Origin of the sequence: Prosthecobacter sp. (assembly GCF_049294395.1) — a bacterium.
GTDB lineage: Bacteria > Verrucomicrobiota > Verrucomicrobiia > Verrucomicrobiales > Verrucomicrobiaceae > Prosthecobacter.
The window spans coordinates 1-22,745 of record NZ_JBAQCR010000072.1 but is presented as its reverse complement, the minus strand read 5'-3'; the positions used below and the strand labels follow the sequence as shown (position 1 = coordinate 22,745).

Here is a 22,745-nt window from a genome sequence, read left to right as displayed (position 1 = left end):
TCTTCTCAAAGTCAGGCTTCGATTTCATGCTCAGAGCGATGCGTTTGCGCGGAATGTCCACTTCCGTGACCGTGACCTGCACGCGCTGCGCGACCTTCACGACTTCTGCGGCATCACGCACAAAGGTGTCACTGAGCTGGCTCACATGCACGAGGCCGTCCTGATGCACGCCGATGTCCACAAAAGCGCCAAAGGCCGTTACGTTCGTCACGATGCCCGGCAGCTTCATGCCCACGGTGAGATCCTTCATGTCGTTCACGCCGTCGGCGAAGCTGAAGACTTCGAACTGCTTGCGCGGATCGCGGCCTGGCTTGGCGAGCTCATTCATGATGTCCTGCAGCGTTGGCAGACCCACGTCCTGGCTCACATACTTCTTGAGGTCGATCTTCTGGCGCAGGTCCGCACGCTGCATGAGCTCCGGCACCGTGCAGCCGATGTCAGCCGCCATTTTCTCGACGAGAGGGTAGCGCTCTGGGTGCACCGCGCTGGCATCCAGCGGATGCACGGCATCACGAATGCGCAGGAAGCCTGCCGCCTGCTCGAACGCTTTGTCGCCCAGTCTTGGCACCTTCATGAGATCCTTGCGGCTCTTGAACGGGCCGTTCTCATTGCGGAAGGCCACGATGTTGGCCGCATGCGCGCTGTTCAAACCGGACACATAGCTGAGCAGTTGCTTGCTGGCCGTGTTCAGCTCCACACCGACGCCGTTCACCGCACTGATGACCACATGATCGAGACTGGTCTTGAGCTGGTTCTGATCCACGTCGTGCTGATACTGGCCGACGCCGATGGATTTCGGATCGAGTTTCACCAGTTCCGCCAGCGGGTCCATGAGACGGCGGGCGATGGAAACGGAACCACGCACAGTGACGTCATGATTGGGGAACTCCTCACGTGCGACTTCGCTGGCGCTGTAAATGGAGGCGCCGCTTTCGTTCACCATGATCACCGGAATTGAGGCCGGCACGCCGATCTTCTTCACGAACATTTCCGTCTCACGGCTGGCGGTGCCATTGCCGATGGCAATGGCCTGGATCTTGTAACGATCCACCAGATTGAGCACCAAATTTTTCGCGTGCAGCAAGCCACTGCCCTCGCCGAGCAGGTAGATCACATCGTTGTAGAGAAGCTGGCCCTGAGCATCAAGGACGACGACTTTGCAGCCCGTGCGGAAGCCGGGGTCGATGCCGAGAACACGCTTCTGTCCCAGCGGCGCCGCCAGCAGCAGCTCGCGCAGGTTGTCGGCAAACACGCGCACAGCCTCGGTGTCAGCCTTCTTCTTCGATTCAAGACGCGCTTCCGTCTCCATGCTGGAGCTCAGCAGGCGCTTGTAGCTGTCGGCGCATGCCAGCTTCATCTGGTCAGAGCAGGCATTGCCGCCTTTGACAAAAAGGTTTTCGATCAACTTGATCGCGGTGTCTTCCGCAGGCTGGATGCGCATGAGCAAGAAGCCTTCTTTTTCTCCACGACGAATGGCGAGCATGCGGTGAGATGGGATGGCCTTCAGCGGCTCGCTCCAGTCGAAGTAGTCGCGGAACTTCTGCGCCTCTTCGTCCTTTTCTTTTCCAAACATGACCTTGGAAACGACCGTGGACTGCTCCGCGAAAAATTTGCGCAAGGTGGCACGAGCATCCGCATGATCGCTGATGCGCTCCGCGATGATGTCGCGCGCACCACTCAGCGCGTCGTTGGCGTCCTTGACGCGCAGCTCTTCGTTTTCGTGGTCCGGGTTCACATACTTCACCACTTCGCCATTCAGATCCACGCCGTGGGTCATGAGGTTGGCCTCAATGAAGTCCGCCAGCGGCTCCAGACCTTTTTCCTTCGCGATCGTGGCGCGTGTGCGGCGCTTCGGACGGAACGGCGCAAAGATGTCCTCCAAGGCATTCATCGTCTCGGCCTTGTCGATCTTCGCGCGCAGGACGTCGGTCATCAGCTTGCGTTCTTCGAGTGATTTCACAATCGCGGTGCGGCGGTCATCCAGCGCCACGAGCTGCGTCATGCGCTCCTGAATGTTCTGAATTTGCACTTCATCCAGAGACCCGGTGGCCTCCTTTCGGTAACGGGCGATGAAGGGCACGGTGGCGCCATCAGCAAAGAGTTTGGCCGTCGCGCCGACCTGGATGGCCCGCAGGCCCAGCTCTTTGGCGACACGTTCGACGTGGGTGACATTGATGTTGAGTTCGTTAGCAGCAGACATGGTTGGAAAAGGGAAAAGTGAAGGATAAAAATCCGGTTGGGATCAGTGGAGTTAGCGAGACGATCACGGGCAGCAACCATTCAAGATCACATGTGAAAAACTTTTGTCGGAGCCATGGCTTGACATCGTGTTGCGAAATTTCCAAGGCGGCTTCGTATTGAAGCAGCATGAAGAATTTTTTTGTGGCTTTTCTGGTTTCAACCCTTGCATCTGCCGCTGAGGACTGGCCGCGCTGGCGTGGGCCGAATGCGGATGGAGGCTGGAATCCGAAGGATATCCCGGCGGACATTGCCAGGAAAGAGCCCGAGAGACTTTGGAAAAAAGAGATCAGCGCCGGGTTCGGCGGTGTCACTGCAAGCAACGGACGGGTGTATGTGATGGACCGGCTCAAGACTCCCAAAGAGATCGAACGCATTCTGTGTTTCGATGCTGAGAGCGGCACAAATATCTGGCAGCACAGCTGGGAGGTCAGCTACGGCAGCATGGAGTACGGGACCGGGCCGCGTTCATCGGTGAACATTTCCGATGGCAGGGCCTACGCCCTGGGTGCGACGGGTGTGGCATCGTGTCTCGATGCTGTGACGGGCCAGGTGGTATGGCAGGTGGACACGGTCGAAACCTTCGGGGCGAAGATTCCAAAGTGGGGTTTTGCAGCGTCGCCGGTGATCGATGGGAATCGAGTGCTCCTTCATGTCGGGGCAAATGCAGGCTCCGTCATCGCCTTGGACAAAACATCCGGCAAGGAAGTCTGGCGCGGCGGCCCAGATGCAGCGGGTTATTGCACGCCGGAGATCATTTCGCATATGGGCACTCGTCAGCTCATCGCGTGGGGACCGGAGCATGTGCAGAGCCTTGATCCAGACAGCGGTCGGGTGAACTGGCTCGTTCCATACAAGATCACGTATGGCGTCAGCATCGCGCAACCTCTCTATCGTAACGGCATTCTTCTCGTCTCTGGCTACTGGCACGGTGCAAAGGCGCTCCAACTCGAAAAGAGCGCCACCCTGCTGTGGGAAAATCAAACTGAGATCTGCGGTCTCATGTCGGCGCCATTGTATAAAGACGGTGTCGTTTACATGCTCGACAAGACTCGCGGCCTTCAGGCCTTCGAGCTCAAGACCGGCAGAATCCTCTGGAGCGATGACAATTCGCTGACACCGAAAGACAGCAATCCGCAGATGAGTCTCGTGTGGATGCAGGAATCGACCAACCTCGCCGCCTTGCTCAATGCCAGCGGTGAACTGGTCTATGTCACGCTGAAACCCGATAAACGCGAGGAACTGGCCCGCTGGCAGATCATCGGCAAAACCTGGGCACATCCGGCATTCGCGGGAAACAGGGTATTTGCGCGCAGCGATAAAGAATTGTCAGCCTGGCGGCTTTGGTAATGAGTATGAAACTCTGGCTGCCCATCCTCCTTGCCGTCTTTGTCATTGCCGCCGCTCCCGTAGCCGAATCGCCCGCATGGAAGGCGGGTGCAGCATCAGCCAAGATCACTCCGGACAAACCGATGTGGATGGCGGGTTATGCAGCGCGCACCAAGCCCTCTGAAGGCGTGGAACTGGATCTGTTCGCGAAAGCATTGGTGCTCACGGATCAGGCAGGCGGGCGCTTCGTTCTTATCACGATGGATTTGATCGGCGTGCCGAGGAATCTGCGCCTTGCTGTGGCAGAGCGGGTGAAAAAAGAACACGGCATCGAACCGGCGAACCTCGCCATCAACGCCTCTCACACGCACAGCGGACCGGAACTGCGCACGAGCAAGATTCATGGCGCGGATGATCTGGCGCTGCGTGAGAAAGAAGCGGCGGAATACACGGCCCAGTTGGAAAACACCTTGGTCAAACTCGTCGGTGAAGCACTGCAAAAATCAGTTCCGGCGCATCTGGATTACAGCACGGCACGCTGCGGTGTCTCGATGAACCGCCGCACTCCGGACGGCAAAGGCGGCTGGAACAATTTCCCTAATCCGCAAGGTCCGGTGGATCAAACGGTGCCCGTGCTCAAAGCCAGCAGCGCGGATGGCAAGGACATCGCGATCATCTTTGGCTACTCCTGCCACTGCACCACGCTGGGTCATCAAAAATTCAGCGGCGACTACGCGGGCTATGCTCAGCAGGAAATCGAAAAAGCGCATCCCGATGCGGTGGCGATGTTTGCGAACGGTTGCAGCGGCGATCAGAACCCCTACCCGCGTAAGACCATGGAACTCGCGCAAACGCATGGCAAATCGCTCGCCACCTCCGTGCAGGCCGCGCTGGAAACCCACATGCAGCGCATCAAGGGGACCATCCGTGCCGCCTATCGTGAAATCCCGCTGGCTTATGACAAGCTGCCAACCAAGGAACAGCTTCTCGAAGAACAGAAATCCACGAACAAATGGCAGGTCACGCATGCGACCCGCGTGCTCCAGCGCATCGCCGACGAAGGTCCGCTGTCCACGACCTATCCCTATCCCGTACAGGTGCTTCGCCTTGGCAACGACCTCACGTGGGTCACGCTCGGCGGCGAAGTCGTCGTGGACTACTCACTCCGCCTCAAGCAGGACCTCAAAGATCCCATCGTCTGGGTCAGCGGCTACACCAACGACGTCATGGCCTACATCCCCAGCCTCCGCATCTGGCAGGAAGGCGGCTACGAAGGCGGCGGAGCCATGATCTACGGCTCGCATCCCACACGATGGAGCGACAAGACCGAGGAGAATATTGTCAACACGGTGATGGAGTTGCGGAAGACCGTGGAGTGAAAACGAAACGTGCCAGCTCTCAGGAGTTTTTTCTGCCGAACTTCATGCGGTCATACACCTCAGCCAGAGGCAGCTGGATGCCGAGGCTTTTGATGGCAAGCTCTTGATCAAGCCCCTTGGCCTCAGTCAGGAACCAGAAGCCGTCGCCATGACGCTCGTAGATCTCAATGTGGGGGCTTGTTTGAGAAACAAGTACGTAGGCCTTGAGTGATTCAAGCTGGCGATAATTCTCCGCCTTCTTGCCGCGATCATAGCTCTCGGTGGACTTGGAAAGCACTTCAAAGACGATGGTCGGATTGATCGCAGTCTGCTGGCGCTTGTCCTTGGGATCAAATTCGAGCTTCTTGCAGAACACCGCAGCGTCCGGGTACGTGACGAAACCTGTGGCAGGAATCTTGATGCGCAAATTGCTGTCGTAAGGCGTACAGGTTTTACCTTTGAGACGCTGGCGGAGTTCCCCAAGCAAATTGGTCACAATCAAACTGTGCTCCGGACTGCCCCCAGCCATGGCGAATATATCACCGTCGTGAAACTCGCTTTTGTACACCTCGTTTTCTTCAAGATCGTAGTATTGCTCGACGGTGTGCTTGATTTTGGCTTTTGCGATGCCCATGGTGACAGAGGCTACCAATTTGGGCCCTTGATTCAATCAACGAAACGGCCCGGAAGCTTCCTCCCGGGCCGTGACGGATGATTCCGAATGGGATCTCGCTCTGCGCATCACTTGCTGTTCTCAGCAAACTGCGCGTCGAAGATGATCTTCGAAGGCGGGAAGTCGATCTTCTTCACAAAGGCGGCGGATTCGGCGGCGCCGAACTCGCGGTCCATCGCGCCGTCTTCCCACTCGACGCTCAGCGGGCCACCGTAGTCGATGTCGTTGAGGGCGCGGATGATGCGCTCGAAGTTGATGTTGCCACGGCCGACGGACTTGAAGTCCCAGTAGCGGCTCGGCTTGTGGAAATCGACGTGGCCGCCGAAGACGCCGGCGGTGCCGTCACCGATGCCCCAGGCAACATCCTTCATGTGCACGTGGAAAATGCGGTCGCTGAACTTGTAGAGGAACTTCACATAATCGACGCCCTGATAGCCAAAGTGGCTGGGGTCGTAGTTGAAGCCGAAGGCGGGATGGTAATCGACGGCCTGCAGAGCGCGCTCGGCGCTGGCGATGTCGAAGGCGATCTCCGTGGGATGTACTTCGAGGGCATAGCGGATGCCGAGCTTCTGATACTCATCGAAGATCGGGGTGAAGCGCTTGGCGAAGTCCTTGTAGCCGGCGTCGATCTGGCCGGGGAGATTCGGCGGGAAGGAGTAAACAAGATGCCAGATGCTGCTGCCAGTGAAGCCGTTGACGACGCTGACGCCGAAACGCTTGGCAGCGTGTGCGGTCTTGATGAGCTCTTCAGCGGCACGCTGGCGGACGCCTTCAGGATTGCCGTCGCCGTAGATATGGCCGGGAAGAATCTGGGCATGGCGGGGGTCGATGTTGTCGCACACGGCCTGGCCCACGAGGTGGGTGGAGATGGCGTGGCACTGCATTCCTGCGGCCTTCAGTTTGGCACGCTTGGCATCGCAGTAGGCCTGATCGGCCTTGTCCACTTCGAAGTGGTCGCCCCAGCAGGCGAGTTCGACACCGTCATAACCGAAAGCCTTGGCCTTCTGGATCATGGTATCGCAGGAAAGATCGGCCCACTGGCCGGTGAAGAGAGTGACTGGGCGTGGCATGTCAGGTGTGTGGTTGAGTTGAGGCGGGGAAGAAGGAGAAAGATTCGTGAAAGTCGAATGTGAATGACGATTTTTTGCGAGGGGCGGCTATTTGCGCTCGATCGCCTGAGTGCGGACGAGGGTGTAGGGGAGCTCAAGGATAAGCTGCGCGGCCTTGCCTTCCGCGTCGTTGACTTGGGCGATATTCTTGAGGTTGCCGGTGATCTTGGTGTTCACATCCAGCATGTCTGAGAGGCGGCGGACGAGGGTGATGTCGAAAGCGACCTCGATGCGGCTGAGGTAATTCATGGGCCGCTCCATCGTGAACTTGCCGACCATATGGACGGTTGCCTGCGAACCGTCGGAGCGCTCATCCACGGCGACCAGGGTGCATTCGATGTCCTCCGCGACCACCGCGCCGTAGTCCTTGCCGCTGGATTCATTGATGCTGACTTTCCACGTCTCACCGGCTTTTCGCGTCTGATTGAGAAGGCACGCCTCTGGGATTTCCAGCAGAAGTCTGGTGAATGCCAGATCATTGAGGAACTTCTGCTGCTCTGCGGTGGGCTTGCCGCCAACCAGGGCGCATTTCCATTTTCCATCTGATTTGCGCAGCCGGAGGATCTTGCCCACCAAGGGCCCGGCCTGTTCGGCAGGCTGCGGGGCGGGGCCGTTGTAATTGATCAGTTCGCAGAGCATCTCGCGCACCTGCACCTCCTCGGTGTCAGTTCCCATCAGACGCCGGACGAGGTTAGCCTGCTGAACGAAGCGGCAGAAAAAGTCATTGGCTGAACTGGACTTCTGCATGCGCCCTTTGCCCTCCTGCACGCGCACCTCGCGCTTTTCCCGCAGCAGAGTGCCTGGGCGGAGAGAAGAGGGGGCGCCAAGGTCCACAGGTCCTGCCAAAGTGTCAGCGGCGTTCAGATGAACGGAGATGAGCAAAAACAGCAGAAAACGCAGCGGGGCATGCATGCTGGGAGACTACCAAAGGCATGCGCGCCCGCACAAGCCGCAAGTACCAGCCCCGCAGAGCGCGCTCATTTCATGCTTGGCGAATGCCGCCGGTTCATTCCATGATGCAAAAATGCACCGTGTGTTTCTCCTCTGCCTCGCCTTCACCGCCGCGACTCATGCGCAATGGACCACCTCACACGTTCATGGTTCACCTGAAGCACCGAAACCCTTCATCGCTGAGCAGGCTTTTGCCTCCATCCAGCTTCAGGATGCCTTGGAGATGATCGCCGTACCCGGTGCGCAGCGCTTTGTCGCCGTCGAAAAGGGTGGCAAAATCTGGAGCTTTAAGGATGCACCGGACGCCAGCGCAAAGGACCTGCTCATCGATCTCAAGCCAGAGCATCCGCTGCTGCAATACGCCTATGGCATCGCGTTTCATCCACGGTGGAAGGAGAACGGCCAGGTCTTCCTCTGCTATGCCTACGGCGACAAAGTGACCGATGGCACCAAGCTCTCGCGCTTCAAACTCACGCAGCAGGAGCCGCCGGTGCTTGATCCCAAGTCGGAGACCGTGCTGCTGACATGGCGCAGCGGCGGCCACAATGGGGCCTCTCTTCAGTTCGGCCCAGACGGCAAGCTCTACATCTCCACCGGCGACGCTGAAGTCCCCTCCCCACCTGACCCGCTGAATACAGGGCAGGACATCAGCGATCTGCTGTCCTCCATCCTGCGCATCGACGTGGATCATCAGGAAAATGGCAAAGCGTATGCCATTCCAGCCGACAATCCCTTCTTAAAAACACCCAAGGCCATGCCGGAAATCTGGGCCTTCGGCTTTCGCAATCCTTGGAAGATCAGCTTTGACTCCCAAGGCCGCCTATGGTGCGGGGACGTCGGCTGGGAGCTGTGGGAGATGATCCACCTCGTGCAACGCGGAGGCAACCATGGCTGGAGCGCGTATGAAGCAAGCCAGCCGATCAAGCCAGAAACCCAACGCCCCGAGCCCATCATCCCGCCCGTGGCTGCACATCCGCACACCGAGGCCGCGAGCATCACCGGCGGCTATGTCTATCACGGCACCCGCTTTCCTGAATTGAACGGAGCCTACATCTACGGCGACTACGAAACCGGCAAAATCTGGGCGCTCTGGCATGACGGCAAACAAGTCACGCGCCGTGAGGAAATTGCCGACACTCCCCACAAGATCGTCACCTTCGGACAAAGCGAGGATGGTGAGGTGTACTGGATGAACTGGGAAAACAGCACACGAATCTACCGCTTGGCACCCAACCTTGCCGTCGGCAAACCGAGCCAGTTTCCGCAGAAACTCAGCGACACGGGCTTGTTCAAAGACACCGCTGCGCAGACACCCGCCACAGGCGTGCTGAACTTTGAGATTGCCGAACCGATGTGGCAAGACGGCGCCACTGCCACACGCTTCATCGCCCTGCCGGAAGGCAAAAGCATCCGCACCACCACCAGCGGCAATCCCGCGAAGCCGAACTACAAAGTCGAATGGCCCGCCGAGTCCGTGCTCGCCCGGACCATCACCAGGACAGCCACCCAGCAGCGTATCGAAACCCAATTGCTCCATTTCGATGGCGAGACTTGGAACGGCTATTCCTACCGCTGGAATGACCAAGGCACGGATGCTGAGCTCGTCGACGTCGATGGTGCCGAGTTCACCGCGCAAAAGCAGCCCTGGCGCATCCATGGCCGCGCCGAATGCGCCCGATGTCACAACAACTGGAGCGGCTTCGCTCTTGGATTTCAGCCGGATCAGCTTGTCAGCATTGGCGGCAAGAAACCAGCCGAAGCATCAGCTTTGTTCGATGGCCCTTTTCTTGGACGGTTGCAAAACCACCTAGTCTCCAGTCGAGACACCAAGGCTGATCTCGAATCCCGCGCACGCTCCTGGCTGCATGCCAACTGCGCCCATTGCCACCGTCGCCACGGCGGCGGCAGCGTGCCGCTGATGGTGAACTTCGATCTGCCCACAGCGGAGACGATGACAATCTATGAAAAGCCGAAGCGGGGAGATCTTGGCATCAGTGATCCAGCCGTAATCTATCCGTGGGCTCCTCACCGCAGCATCCTGTTTCAGCGCATTGCACGGACAGGCAGCGGACATATGCCGATGATCGGCGCGCATGACCCAGACCCTGATGGCCTGAAGCTACTATGGGATTGGATTTCGAGCATCTACCCCAAGAAAGGCCCCGCAGAAAGCTATGTCAGCGAAGAAGACATGCTGCAGCAGGCAGACTCCGGATATGAGGCCGAGCTGCTCTCCGGCAAACATCCGGAAAACCAATACCGGATCCACGCCGATCCCCTGCATTGGTTCCGCAGTTCACCGACTCACCTAATGATGGCCGTGTCCACCGGGCAGATCCCTCAGCCACGGCGTGAGGCCGCCATCAAAGCCGCGATGGCGAGTGGTGATCCGAACATCACTTCCTTGTTCGAGCGCTTCCTGCCGCCTGAGCAGCGGGTGAAGACCCTCGGCGTGAATTTCGACGCGAAAAAGCTCCTCGCCGTCCAAGGTGATGCAAAGCGCGGCAGTGAACTCGTCAGCATGAGCGGCAAGCTGGCCACCTGCCTGGCCTGCCATATCGTCAACGGCATCGGCCGCGATTTCGGCCCGGATCTGAGCAAGGTGGGGGCGCGACTGACGCGTGAGCAAATCCTCGAAAGCCTGCATAAGCCCTCAAAAAACATCGCCAAGGGTTACGAGACCTGGCTCGTCACATTGAAGGACGGCAGCGTGCAAAGTGGTTTCGTCACCCATTCCGATGAAGGGACGATCACTCTCAAGCTCCCCACCGGACAGCCGCAAACGATCCAACGTGACCAAATCAAAAGTCAGCAGCCGCAGCCGGTGTCCCTGATGCCCGAAGGGCTGCTGCAAAGCATGACTGAGCAGGAAGCCGCAGACCTCATGGCGCTCTTGGCGGGCTTGAGATAGGCACATACCCCCTTTGCGACACGCCCATTCCCCCCGCTCTAACCCACAAGAAACTGCATACACCGGACGAGGATGATGCGTTCAAATATCATTGATGCATACCACCCCAGTCACCTGCCCGAGCTGTTTTCAGGAATTTGAGGTTTCTACCCCATCCTATAACGAGGTGCCATGCGATGTGGACTATGACTGTGAGGTTTGCTGCAGACCTCTGCGCATCTTTTTCTCGGAAGATGACGGTGAAGTCTTGGGCATGGCCTACGGCTTGGGAGAGAACGGGCCCTATGGGTGATTCTCATCAAAACACAGTCTAACATTATGGTAGTCCCAAGTATCCCCTTTCCTATGCCTCCCTTGCGCGTTTTCGCAGAGAATGCATTTGGCTGTTTGCAAAAACAGAAGTTGTCGTTAATCTCGAAAAATCCCGCTGCCAGGAGTCTGGTGGATGGGAAGCTTAACAAACAGGTTAACACCCACACACATGAAAATCGCTATCCTTGCCCTCATCGCGGCTTCCGCCGTCCTCTCCGCTTGCCAGCAGCCTGCTCCTCCGCCGCCGCCACCACCAGTGCACAGCGGCAAGTAAGCACTCGGCCGCCTAGTGCGGCTGGTTGTGAAACTTACGTGTGATCATTTAATGATCCGTCTTGCCACTGTTCTGTCGCTGCGTCCGTGATGCTTCATGCATCCTGTTCCAGCTAAAGACGGCATGTGCGAAGTGCGACGCCAAAGCGAAGGCCGACTGCAAAGACGGTCACAAGCTCTAGTCTGACAGGCAACTGTCACATTGCGCCGCCGTTCCCCACCCAACCGGGGGACGGCGGCTTCTTTTTTCACCCTTTCAGCGCCGAATTCCGGATGCTGGACACCTGTTTATACTTCATTGATGGACTGCCATGCCAGACTGCCTGCTCGCCCTTGAATCCTCCTGCGATGAGACTGCTGCGGCCATCTGTACCCTGGACGGCGAGCTGATCGCTGGGAGGATCGCGTCACAGATTGAAATTCACCGCCAGTATGGCGGAGTCGTGCCGGAGGTGGCCTCACGCAATCACATCCTCCACGTGCGGCCGCTGGTTCAGCAGGTCCTGGCTGACGCCGGAAAAACGCTCGGCGACATGTCAGCTTTTGCAGCCACCAGCGGTCCGGGATTGGTGAGTTCGCTGCTCATTGGAACGTCCATGGCCAAGGCGCTGGCCATCTCTGAAAACAAGCCTTTCCTGGCCGTGAATCACATGGAGGGCCACCTGCTCTCCCCCTTTATGGATGGCAACGGCCCGGTACGCGCCTGTGTGGCGCTCATCGTCAGCGGCGGACACACAATGCTGGTTCGGGTGCGCGGCGTGGGCAGCTATGAACTGCTGGGTCGCACGCGTGACGACGCCGCAGGCGAGGCCTTTGACAAGGTGGCGAAGATGATCGGCCTTCCCTACCCCGGCGGGCCGGAAATCGACAAGCTGGCCACACGTGGCGATCCAACCGCCTTCGCCTTTCCGCGGAGCTTCCTGGATGGCCGCAGCCTGGAGTTCAGTTTCAGCGGCTTGAAGACCGCCGTGCTGTATGAACTGCCACGAGTCGACCTGAAGAGCGAACAGGTGCTGGCCGACCTCAGCGCCAGTGTGCAGGCGGCGATCATCGAGGTGCTGGTCGAAAAACTGGTGCTCGCGGCCAAGCAATGCGGGGAGACGCTTGTCACCGTGAGCGGCGGGGTCAGCTGCAACCGTGGCCTGCGGGCGGCGCTCACTGCGCGCTGCGCCAAAGCAGGCCTGCAACTGCTGCTCGCAAGGCCGGATCTTTGCACCGACAATGCGGGCATGATTGCATTCGCCGCTGCGCAACGTTTCAGCATCGGCCACACTTCTCCTTTGGAGGCGGATGTGGATCCCAATCTCTCCCTCGTCAGCTAATCCCCCTCATTTTTATGCGCCCGATCTTTCTTTGCCTCTGCGCATTCACCAGCCTCCAGGCAGGCGACTGGCCGCAGTTTCTCGGCCCACTGCGCAACTGCACCGCCACTGATGAAACCGCCATCGTCGGCAGTGCTGAACCCGAGATCGTGTGGAAGCGCATGCTGGGCAGCGGTCATGCCGGAGCAGTGGTCTGCGACAACTGCGTGATCATGACCCACCGCCAGGGCGGCGAGATCATCACCGAAGCGCTGGCAGCCGCCGATGGCAAATCCCTCTGGAAACATGCCTGCCCTACTGCCTACCGCGACAGCTTTGGGTTCGACAACGGCCCCCGCGCCGTGCCTTGCATCGCTGCGGGCAAAGTCATCACCCATGGACCGGAGGGCATGGTCCAGGCGCTCGATTTCAAGACAGGCGAACTCATCTGGAGTTATGACACCGTCGCCGAACTCGAATCGCCGCAGGGGTACTTTGGCCGCGCCTGCTCACCGCTCGTCACGGATGGCAAGGTGCTGCTCAATGTGGGTGGCAAGAATGCGAAGGGCGGGGCGGGCATCATCGCGCTGGATCTTGCCACGGGAAAACTCGTCTGGCAGGCCACGGAAGATGAAGCGAGTTATTCCTCCCCCCTGCTGCTCACCGGAGATCCGGGAATAAGCGCCTTTTTCACCCGACGTGGTGTCCTCCTGACGCAAACCAGCGATGGCAAGGTGCTGGCGGATGACTACTTCCGCGCCCAGATTGATGCCTCCGTCAATGCGGCTGCTCCAGTGCCCTGCGGAGATGGCAGGCTGCTTTTCACCGCCGCGTATGATGTAGGAGCCGGCCTGTGGCAGTGGAACAAGGCTGAACGCAAACTGACCAACGTGTGGAAAAAAGCCGACACTCTCGACTGCCACTACACCACGCCAGTTTATCACGCCGGACATGTGTTTGGCCTGCACGGCAGGCAAGAGAGCGGCATGACGTTGCGCTGCATCTCCGTGGCCGATGGCAAGATCGCCTGGGAAGCGCCGGACCGCCTCCAGGGCGGCACACTGATTCTGGTGGGAGACAAAATCCTGCTGCACAGCGAAGCCGGTGAATTGTGGATCTTCACCGCTGACCCGAAGAAATTCAATCTCCTGCAACGCAGCCAGATCACCCGCGCGGGACATCGCAGCCATGACGCCTTCTCAAATGGCCAGCTTTACGCCCGGGATGCGGAGAAACTGGTCGTGCTGAAGGTGAAGTAGGCGCTGGATTGATCCGCAGGCGCGTCTAGTTTGCGTTGCATGGCACAAATCGGCAAACGCAACTCCCTCATCGTTCTTCACAGTACGCCGCACGGCATTTATCTGGACGGGGGTGATCATGGCGAGATCCTGCTGCCGAACCGTTACATCCCCAAGGGCACCAGTCTCGGAGAGGCCCTGGACGTCTTCATCTATCGTGATTCCGAGGACCGCCTCGTGGCCACCACGGAGACGCCCTTCGCCATGGTGGGCGAATTTGCCACGCTGGAAGTGGTCAGCGTGAACCGCAACATCGGTGCGTTTTTGAACTGGGGCCTTCTCAAAGATCTGCTGCTGCCATTTCGTGAGCAGGCGGATCAGGTGTACGTGGGCGACAAGGTCGTAGCCTACATCATGCTGGATGAGAAAACGGACCGCATCATCGCCACCACACGCCTGAACCGGCACCTGAGCCGCGAGCGCCCGCCGTTCAAACCGGCGCAGCCTGTACCTTTGCTGATCACCGCCCGCACACCACTAGGCTACAATGCCATTGTGGCGGGAACACATGTCGGACTGCTGTATCACACCAACATCGGTGCACCACTGCAGGTCGGACAAAGAATCAACGGCTTTGTCAGCGCGGTGCATCCCAGCGGCAAGATCGACCTCAGCCTCGATGCCTCAGGTTATCAGCGTGTCGCGTCACTGACGGACCGCATTCTTGAAGCGCTCAAGAACAATGGCGGTAAGCTCGCCTTTGACGACGACAGCCATCCTGAAGCCATTCGCAGCCACTTCGAAGCCAGCAAAAAAGCGTTCAAGCAGGCACTGGGCTCGCTTTACAAACAGCGCCGAATCCGCTTCACGAATCCAGGCATTGAAATCCTGGACGTTCGTGAAGCGAAAGACGGTGACTGGAAGCCTTCTGGCCCGGGAGCCAAATGATCAAGGCAGCGGGAAGCGCTGGTTCATCTCGCTGACTTCCTTGCGGATTTGAGCCAGGGCGGCTTCGTCCTCACGGTTTGTCAGCGCACGGTCGATCCAGGCGGCGATCTGCTTCATCTCAGCTTCCTTCATGCCGCGAGTGGTGACGGCTGGAGTGCCGACACGAATACCGCCGCCGAGGGTGATCTTCTCGGTATCGAAGGGAATTCCATTTTTGTTCACGGTGATCGCGGCCTTGTCGAGGGTCTCGCTGGCAACCTTGCCATTGAGGCCTTTCGGGCGGAGATCGACGAGCATAAGGTGGTTGTCCGTGCCACCGCTGACGATGCGGTAACCGAGTGCGGCGAGAGCAGCCGCAAGGGCCTGAGCGTTTTTGACAATTTGGGCGGTGTAGTCCTTGAAGCCGGGCTTGAGGCATTCGCCGAAGCAGACTGCCTTGGCGGCAATGACGTGCATTAGGGGGCCCCCTTGGACGCCGGGGAAGACCTGGCTCTGGATCTTTTTGAAGAGGTCCTCGCGATTGGTGAGGATCATGCCGCCACGCGGGCCGCGAAGGCTCTTGTGCGTGGTGGTGGTGACGAAATCTGCATACTCCATCGGGGAGGGATGGGCGCCACCGGCCACCAGACCAGCGATGTGGGCCATATCCACAAACAGATAAGCACCCACGCTCTTGGCGATCTCGCTCATCCTTTTGAAATCGATGATGCGCGGGTAGGCGCTGGCACCAGCGGTGATCATTTTGGGCTGCTCCCGCAGGGCGACTTCGGCGAGCTCGTCGTAGTCGATGAGTTCGTTTTCCTGGTTCACACCGTACTGGCAGAAATTGTAGAAACGACCGGAGAAGTTGGCTGGATTACCGTGCGTGAGGTGACCACCGTGGGCGAGGTTCATGCCCAGCACCTTGTCGCCGGGCTGGAGAACGCTGAAATAGACCGCAGCATTGGCCTGTGAACCGGAGTGCGGCTGCACATTGGCGAATTTGGCTCCAAATAACTCGCACGCGCGATCGATGGCAAGCTGCTCGACTTTATCGACTTCCTCGCAACCGCCGTACCAGCGCTTGCCGGGATAGCCTTCGGCATACTTGTTCGTGAGGCAGCTGCCTTGGGCGGCCATGACCGACTTGCTGGTGAAGTTTTCACTCGCAATGAGCTCGATGTGGTCCTGCTGACGGTGCTGCTCGCCACGAATGATGTCGGCGACGGCGGGATCATTCGCTTCCAAAATATCGAGCGGGTGCGGCTGCGCGTTCATCTTGTCCACCCGGCGGCCATGACGGCCACCAGCAAAGGGGGTTTTCAGCCATGTGTCCACGATCTCATTCGCGGTGGCCGCAGGGGTGTTTTTGCCGGAAAGGCACAGCACATTGGAGTTGTTGTGCTCGCGCGTGATGGCGGCGGTCTGAGCATCGCTAACCAGCGACGCCTGAATGCCCACATGACGGTTCGCAGCGATGCACATGCCGATGCCCGTGGTGCACACCAAAATGCCGGCGTCAGCCTCGCCAGACAACACCTTGTCAGCGACCACTTCGGCGTAATCAGGGTAATCGACGGAATCGTGTGAATTCACTCCCAGATCCTCAACGCCATAGCCGGCGGATTGCAGGTGTGCGACGACGGCATTTTTCAATTCCACTCCGCCATGGTCGGCGGCGATGGCGAGTTTATGGGGAGGGCTGCCGTTGGGATTGCTGGTCATTTTTTTTCGCGTTGGGGTGAGGGTCGAAGATGGGTGGGCGATGGCTGCTGTCATCCATCATTTTGCTTCCAGGTCTGGTCGATGTAAGCAATCAGGCTGGGCAGTATTTTTTCCAGGCTGCGCAGCGTCTCTTCATACGCTGAACGGCCCTGCCCAAAAGGGTCGGAAACATCCCTGCCGCGCAGGGCGTCTTCGGCTGCAAATTCAGAGACAAGGTAAACTTTGTCAGCCTGCTCGGGAAATTCATCCGCGATGGCCGCCATGTGATGCGAGGACATTGCAAATACATGCGTGGCCTGTTCCAAGGTTTTCTGGTCAAGCATGCGGCTCTGGAAACTGGCAAGATCGAGACCTCGCTCCTTCAGCAAAGCCGCCGTGTGTTTGCTGGCAGGCATGCCGGGTGCCGCTGCCACACCTGCGCTGGAGACCTGATAGTCAGTGCGTTCCCTGACCAGATCACGGAAAAGCGCTTCCGCCATCGGGCTGCGGCAGGTGTTGCCAGTGCAGACAAAAAGAACGTTTTTCAAGATGCTGAGCGGGTTTGGTTCGATCCCGCCAGAGCAGACGGGGGAGGTCAGTGTGTCGCGACACCATCATTTTGTCAAAGGCGGAGCAGTTTCTGCTCATAAGCATTTTCGTGGAATATCCCGCTTGCCAAAGGGGAGGCTCATGGGCTTTGCTTCTGTTCCTCTTATTTTCAAGCGCTTAAACATCGGATGGCGGAACGATATAAAATATATGAAAAGCTCGGCATGGGCGGCGTTGGAGCCGTCTTCCGCGCTTATGACAGCCAGTTGAAGCGCTGGGTCGCTGTCAAACGACTGCTGACCGCCAACGAAGCTGACGTCGACAAAGGCGTCGCTTCCGAGCTGCGACGTGAGGCCGATGCACTCGCCTCACTGCGCAATCCGAACATCGTGACCATCTTCGATGTGGCGAGCGATGACGAGGGATTGTTCATTGTGATGGAACTTCTGCAGGGTGAAGACCTCGCCGATGTCGTCGCCCGTGGTCCGCTGCCCTACGACGATTTTAAAGAGCTGGCCTCGCAGACGCTTGAAGGCCTGCTCGCAGCGCACCAGCACCACATCCTTCATCGGGACATCAAACCGGAGAACATCAAGGTGGAGCGTCTTCCCGGGGGCCGAATGCAGGCGAAGATCATCGACTTCGGTCTCGCACGTGCAGGGCTGCGCGCCCGCAAGCAGACGGAAGACCAGGAAGGCACGGTGATGGGATCCATTTACTACATGGCTCCCGAGCAGCTGACGCGCGAGCCCGTGGATGAACGCACGGATCTTTACTCTCTAGGTTGTGTCTTTTACGAGGCACTCTCGGGTAGAAAAGCGTTCGATGGAGCTTCGATGGCCGAGGTCATCGACAAGCACATCGACCACATCTTGGTGCCGCTGCATGAAATCGCCCCGCATGTGCCGCAGTGGCTGGGAGCTTGGTGTGCACGCCTCATGGCACAAAAGCCTGATGACCGCCCGGCCAACGCGCAGCAGGCCATCGAAGAATTCCGCGCCTGGGAAAAAATGCCCACCATGGTGCCCTACGGTCCTTGGATGGGCATGTACGCGCCGCCGCCCGTCTATATGCCGCCTGGCATGCCTCCGGGTACAGGCACGGTGCCGCTGACGGGTTACTATCCTCCCCCCGAAGCTCAGCCCGTCTATGCCGAGCCGGTGGCCGTGGAAGTCATTCCCGAGGCGCAGCCTGTTGTTGAGATCGCCGCACTCACAACGCCGCTGGCACCTGCGCCTCGCAGGCCCGGAACCGGGCGCACGACAGCGATGCAGCGCCCGCCATCGGCGGTCCGCCCTTCTTCATCGTCTTCGGCTTCATTCATTCAGACAAACGCGAAGCTGATCAAACAAATCGCCATTATTGGCGGAGTCATCATCGTGCTGGGCATCGGCGGCTGCTTTTTCTTCGGCAAAAAGCCCGGCGCTTCATCTTCCAGCAATTCGGCGCTCTCAGCCATTGGCATCTCGTCCAATCCGCCCAAGGTCAGCTACCAGCTCCCGCAGGACCGACCGTTTCCTCCTGTGGATCGTGGCATCTCACTCTTCTATGTGGGCAACACCGCCAACCTGACCAACCGCAAAGGCGCCGACGGCAAACCCGCCCAAGCCAACCCAAACGAGCCGGTCATCGAATGGCATGACCTTTCTGAACGCGGCGGCGACAACATTCTGCGCAGCTATCAGAAGAGTCCAGACTACGCACCCAAGCGCGCCAACTGGCCCGAAGCCGCCACCGGTGGCACCCCCAAGCCGGGGCGAGTCGTGCTCGATTTCCATTCTCACAATGGCAAACCCTGCATCCTGGAGCTTGATGACACGGGCACTGAAACGCAGAACATGCCCTTCGGAAGCAAGGATGTCGGAGTCCCCAACGATAAAGGACTCACCGTCGTCATCGCCTTTCAAGCCGATGCGGCAAAGCTTCCCATGCGTGTTTTCACCCTTGGCAATGATGATGGCACCACGGTATCTCTGCTGGTGGATGAGAAGAAAAACCTCGTGGCAGAAGTTAAAAACGCAGGCGGAAGCCCAACGTTGACCTCCAAGGATGTGAACGGCACGCTGGCCTGCCTCGCCTTTGTGAGCTGGAACGCCAGCACGGGCCTCGTGGAGCTCCGTGCACGAGATGCCGATGGCAAGACCTTCACCTCCTCCGGCGGCAAGTCCACCGCTCCTTCCAAGCCGCTCAACTGGCTGCTGATCGGACGTGGTCAGGACAGCAGTGGTGGAAGCGTCAGCCCACAGGATCAATTCAGCGGCTATCTGGCAGAACTCTTCGTGTACTCCATTACCTTGAAGCCCGACCAGACCCAGCTCATCGACGGACGAGTGCGTGATTGGTACTTCCAGCCCGCAGCTCCCCCGCCCCTCAACACTCGGCTGAGAACGAGGCTTGCCTGGATCGAGCCGCGCAGTGCCTGGAAACTGAACGCCAGCCTCAAAAAAGAAGACTGCGCAAAGGCTGTGGACAACAATACAGGGTCCCGTTGGGCCACGGGAGTTCCCATGAAGGGCGGCGAGTGGTTCACCGTCGAACTGCCCACCGAGGAAAATATCGCCGGACTGGCGCTCGACAGCCAGGCCAGCAATCAGGACTACCCGCGCAAGTACAAAATCGAAGTGTCATCCAACGGCACACAATGGAATCCCACGGATGCCCAGGGAGATGGGAACGTTGTGACCGAGATCGTTTTCAAGACACCGCAGAAAGCACGCTTTGTGCGCATCACTCAGCTGGGTACAGCAAGCAGCTACTGGGGAATCAACGAACTGGTTCTGTTTAAGAAGTAGCCAGACGCCCTTTCAGGGCAGCTCCTCTCAGTTCATCACATCACACAGGGCGCCACGCAGGAGGTGTGCCTGTTCATGACTCAGCCCCGCAGGAGCAGCCACCGCAGCATGTACCATCCCGGCGGACGTTTCACACGGGATCACAGTGAGCACTTTCCCAGATGCCAGCGGCTGGTGAATCACCGGAGGCGTTTCACAAGCGGACATCGCGCTCGCACGGATCGCCGCTCCACAGGCCATCATGGTGGAAAGCACCAGCCCGGCTTTCGCCTCCCCACCCCACAGGACTTCACCGTCATCACTCATCACAAGAAGCTGTCCGCCCCCATCATGCAGAACCTGTCGCGCCCAGCCGGCAAATGCAGCCAGTCGCACTTCACGCGAGCCTTGCGGAATTTTAAAAGCGGCTGTCTGAGGAGAAACGGCCGTGAATTCGGGCACAGTATCATCTGCGTCTTCTTCATTGCAGAATTCGGTCTCCTCGGGGTGGCCACTTCCATCATGAGGAGGAGCAAACACTGTGATTCGTTCCTTGGCTGGTGGCTCCACTGCCACACTCTCGCTCATGCGGGTGAGGATGCCCGCGTCAGTCGCACGCTGGCGAATCGCACGCAGCTTGTCACGGATTCGACTCAGGGGCAGCGCGGCAGCCGGGTTGGGAATGGACAGACCATGCTCGTCATCATCCGTTTCATCTTCCATCGCTGCCGGTGGCTCTGATTCGTCAGCCAATGTTTCAGCCTCTGCGACCACAGGCTCTGGCCTCAAGGATGGTTCCTGCCAGTCCATGGCAAACCCCCAGGCCTCGGCTGCATTACCAAGCAAGGATTCTGGAGTCGTATCTATCTCAATCAAGCCTGATGTTTCTTCCTCGCCTGCCTCCTGAGGTGCGATCTGCGCCACCAGCGCCTTGATCCGCTCGGCATCAATCCATGAGACTTGCATGGCCATGCTCCCTTTCACGTTCGTGGGTCAATCCAATCCGCTGCTCCAGCTCTGCGGCAATCTGGTCAAAAATCAACGCTTCGGGCGGCGGGTTGCGCTTTGTCAGCGCCACAGGCACCCCCAAAGCACTCGCTTCGAGAAACGAGGACAGGCGCGGAATGCTCTGCTGAAACATCAGGTTTGCAGGCAGCATTTCGCGCAGCTCCCGCGCAACCTTCAGGCTCATCTCATTTTCCCGCATCACCATCGTCAGCAAAATGCCCGCAACACGCACACCAGCCCCCTCTGCACGAAAACGCGCCAGAGTCTCCAGCAAATGCGGCACGCTGCGTATCGCCAGTGGCTCGGCCTGCTGGGGCAGCACCACAAAATCACAGGCCTTCACCACTGCTTCCGTCGTGCTGCTCATCCCGGCCGCTGTATCCATCAGGACGACATCGACACCTCGCAGTTCGGCCCCCCTCAGCAAATCGGCCAGCCGAGCCGGCACCTCATGAGCCGACCATCCCTGCCGTGCGCAGGTGTCATACTGCCCGGCGGGTACGATCTCCAGCTCTGGGAGCCGCGTTGGCACCACCATTTTGTTCAAATCCCCGCCTCGAACGAGAAACTCATGAAAGCCCTCACGCGCCTTGGTGCTCTTCGCCAGCGACAAGCCCACTCCGCCCTGCGGATCCGTGTCGATCAACAGCACGCGCCAGCCACGCCGCGCCAGTGAGTAGGCGAGGTTGATGCACAACGTGGTTTTACCCACGCCGCCTTTCTGACTCGCTGTTGCAATCGCTATCACACGTCGATGCTAGGATGGGTTTGGCGAATGGCAAGGAAGTTGCGCGGCAGACCATTCAAGATTAAATCCTGCGGTTCTCCGCCGGTGGGGATCTGCCCTGCCCCCTTTCATGAAACTGCCTCCATTCTTTTGTTGTCTGGTGCTCTGTTTGACGAGCCTGTCTTGTGACCGGCACACGGAGCTCAAGCGTGAAATCGCCGCACTGGACGCCACATTGAAAACGGACGAATCAGCCACCCGGCAGTACGATAAAGACATCGCCGCACTCGGTGGCAGGGAGGGATTGATGCATCTTCTCGAACAGGGCCAGATCAAAGAGAACCAGCTGCGTCCGTTGGAATTTGTCAATGGCCCCAGGGAGCGCAAGCTCTCCGCCATTGAAACCGAGTTCGCCAAGCTCAAGCCGGCCGCTGAAGCATTCAAAGCCGCGCAACCTAAGTAAGCCACACCACAAAACACCGTGTTTGAATTCCGTTTCAGCTCCTTTCTCAAGGCCCTGCTTTTGCTCGCCTGCATCATCGGCGGCTGCGACTACCTTTCCAAGCTCGACAAACTCAAGGCGGAGCTTGCCGAATTGAAATCCCAGGCCGGCGCTGCTCGAGAAACCGCGGAGCTGCGCCGGCAGGAATGGACTGAGATCAAAGCCGCCAAAGACAAGGTGGATCAGCTGGAAGCACGAATGACGGAGGTCATTCGGCAGCGCGACCTTCTGGACGCCAAAGAGCGCAAACTGACCGGCGAAATCAAATACATGGCAGATTCCATGGTGGCAGCTGTGGAGAACACCCGCACATTCGCCATCGGCACCGTGATACCGGAACTCAGGCTGCCAGGCCGTTCAGCCCTGTACAATGCCAAAATCTTCAAGATCAACGACAATTCGGTCTCTTTTCTGCACGAAGATGGGGTGGCCAATCTGCAGGCAAAAACCGAAGAGCTGCCGGTGGAGTTGGTGCAGAAGTATGACCTAGGCCCGAAGTCCATCCATGTCGGCCTGCTGCGCCTGCTTGATGAGCTCAGTGCGCCGACGACCTCCAAATCAGCCCCATCTGGCAAGCCCCAGGGCTTGTAGAGTTTCTTTTGGCTCTCCAAGAGGCTCTCTTTGCACCACTTTCCGCATGCAAACATTGTTTCTAAATGTATTTATAATCAGAAGATTCATTCATTCCTAGCATCTCCACAACATTACCTAATGTACCGCCCCCTAATCTTAACTGGCCTCGCAGCCACTCTTTTTGCAAGTTCCTGCGATAAAGTTGGCACTTTGAATAATGAGCGGTCCAAGCTCGAAGTGGAGATTCAGCAAATCAGTAAAGAAATGGTCTCGATTGATGCCAAATTTGAT

The 22,745-nt window shown here is 58.5% G+C and carries 17 protein-coding genes; 9 read left to right on the top strand and 8 right to left on the bottom strand.

Annotation, left to right across the window (positions count from 1 at the left end):
• Window positions 1-2,200: Tex family protein (locus tag WAW39_RS05050; RefSeq protein WP_422316421.1), on the bottom strand; the 2,200-nt coding region annotated here is incomplete at its 3' end.
• Between the two features lie 167 nt (window positions 2,201-2,367).
• Between WAW39_RS05050 and WAW39_RS05045 the strand changes: the two genes are divergently transcribed.
• On the top strand, window positions 2,368-3,588 hold the full coding sequence (locus WAW39_RS05045; RefSeq protein ID WP_422316419.1) for a PQQ-binding-like beta-propeller repeat protein: 1,221 nt from the start codon (window positions 2,368-2,370) through the stop codon (window positions 3,586-3,588).
• Between the two features lie 5 nt (window positions 3,589-3,593).
• Window positions 3,594-4,946 (top strand): neutral/alkaline non-lysosomal ceramidase N-terminal domain-containing protein, encoded by a 1,353-nt coding sequence (locus WAW39_RS05040; protein ID WP_422316417.1) that lies wholly within the window; start codon window positions 3,594-3,596, stop codon window positions 4,944-4,946.
• A gap of 19 nt (window positions 4,947-4,965) precedes the next feature.
• Here WAW39_RS05040 and WAW39_RS05035 read toward each other — a convergent pair whose 3' ends face one another.
• The 3 genes from WAW39_RS05035 to WAW39_RS05025 form a co-directional block, all read right to left on the bottom strand.
• The gene (locus WAW39_RS05035; RefSeq protein ID WP_422316415.1) at window positions 4,966-5,559 is read right to left on the bottom strand and encodes a Uma2 family endonuclease; all 594 of its coding nucleotides are present in this window, start codon (window positions 5,557-5,559) and stop codon (window positions 4,966-4,968) included.
• 107 nt (window positions 5,560-5,666) lie between these two features.
• Window positions 5,667-6,668, bottom strand: coding sequence for a sugar phosphate isomerase/epimerase family protein (locus WAW39_RS05030; protein WP_422316413.1), 1,002 nt, complete (start codon window positions 6,666-6,668; stop codon window positions 5,667-5,669).
• An 87-nt stretch (window positions 6,669-6,755) separates the two neighbouring features.
• Window positions 6,756-7,619 (bottom strand): hypothetical protein, encoded by an 864-nt coding sequence (locus WAW39_RS05025; protein WP_422316411.1) that lies wholly within the window; start codon window positions 7,617-7,619, stop codon window positions 6,756-6,758.
• 112 nt (window positions 7,620-7,731) lie between these two features.
• On the opposite strand from WAW39_RS05025, the gene WAW39_RS05020 reads away from it, so the two are divergent.
• From WAW39_RS05020 to WAW39_RS05005, 4 genes are all read left to right on the top strand, one after another.
• Window positions 7,732-10,569, top strand: coding sequence for a PQQ-dependent sugar dehydrogenase (locus WAW39_RS05020; RefSeq protein ID WP_422316409.1), 2,838 nt, complete (start codon window positions 7,732-7,734; stop codon window positions 10,567-10,569).
• Window positions 10,570-11,465: 896 nt separating this feature from the next.
• Window positions 11,466-12,476, top strand: a complete 1,011-nt coding sequence (tsaD, locus tag WAW39_RS05015; RefSeq protein ID WP_422316407.1) for a tRNA (adenosine(37)-N6)-threonylcarbamoyltransferase complex transferase subunit TsaD — start codon at window positions 11,466-11,468, stop codon at window positions 12,474-12,476.
• A 14-nt stretch (window positions 12,477-12,490) separates the two neighbouring features.
• Complete coding sequence (locus tag WAW39_RS05010; RefSeq protein ID WP_422316405.1) at window positions 12,491-13,714, top strand: PQQ-binding-like beta-propeller repeat protein; 1,224 nt, start codon at window positions 12,491-12,493, stop codon at window positions 13,712-13,714.
• Between the two features lie 39 nt (window positions 13,715-13,753).
• Entirely contained in the window at window positions 13,754-14,641 is an 888-nt protein-coding gene (locus WAW39_RS05005; RefSeq protein WP_422316403.1) for a S1 RNA-binding domain-containing protein, read from the top strand.
• Here WAW39_RS05005 and rpiB read toward each other — a convergent pair whose 3' ends face one another.
• Window positions 14,642-16,345, bottom strand: a complete 1,704-nt coding sequence (gene rpiB, locus WAW39_RS05000; protein ID WP_422316401.1) for a ribose 5-phosphate isomerase B — start codon at window positions 16,343-16,345, stop codon at window positions 14,642-14,644.
• A gap of 50 nt (window positions 16,346-16,395) precedes the next feature.
• The gene (locus tag WAW39_RS04995; RefSeq protein WP_422316399.1) at window positions 16,396-16,872 is read right to left on the bottom strand and encodes a low molecular weight protein arginine phosphatase; all 477 of its coding nucleotides are present in this window, start codon (window positions 16,870-16,872) and stop codon (window positions 16,396-16,398) included.
• Window positions 16,873-17,061: 189 nt separating this feature from the next.
• Here WAW39_RS04995 and WAW39_RS04990 point away from each other — a divergent pair, with 189 nt between their 5' ends.
• Window positions 17,062-19,665, top strand: a complete 2,604-nt coding sequence (locus WAW39_RS04990; protein ID WP_422316397.1) for a protein kinase domain-containing protein — start codon at window positions 17,062-17,064, stop codon at window positions 19,663-19,665.
• Window positions 19,666-19,692: 27 nt separating this feature from the next.
• On the opposite strand, the gene WAW39_RS04985 is transcribed toward WAW39_RS04990, so the two are convergent.
• Both WAW39_RS04985 and WAW39_RS04980 read right to left on the bottom strand, forming a co-directional pair.
• Window positions 19,693-20,616 carry a hypothetical protein gene (locus tag WAW39_RS04985; protein ID WP_422316395.1) on the bottom strand — a complete coding sequence of 308 codons (924 nt, stop codon included), beginning with the start codon at window positions 20,614-20,616 and terminating at the stop codon, window positions 19,693-19,695.
• Complete coding sequence (locus WAW39_RS04980) at window positions 20,591-21,400, bottom strand: ParA family protein (RefSeq protein WP_422316393.1); 810 nt, start codon at window positions 21,398-21,400, stop codon at window positions 20,591-20,593. The genes WAW39_RS04985 and WAW39_RS04980 overlap by 26 nt, the downstream gene beginning before the upstream one ends.
• A 109-nt stretch (window positions 21,401-21,509) precedes the next feature.
• Between WAW39_RS04980 and WAW39_RS04975 the strand changes: the two genes are divergently transcribed.
• Complete coding sequence (locus tag WAW39_RS04975; protein WP_422316391.1) at window positions 21,510-21,842, top strand: hypothetical protein; 333 nt, start codon at window positions 21,510-21,512, stop codon at window positions 21,840-21,842.
• Window positions 21,843-21,860: 18 nt separating this feature from the next.
• A complete protein-coding gene (locus tag WAW39_RS04970; protein WP_422316389.1) occupies window positions 21,861-22,472 on the top strand; it encodes a hypothetical protein in 612 nt (203 codons plus the stop codon).
• Window positions 22,473-22,745 lie beyond the last annotated feature (273 nt).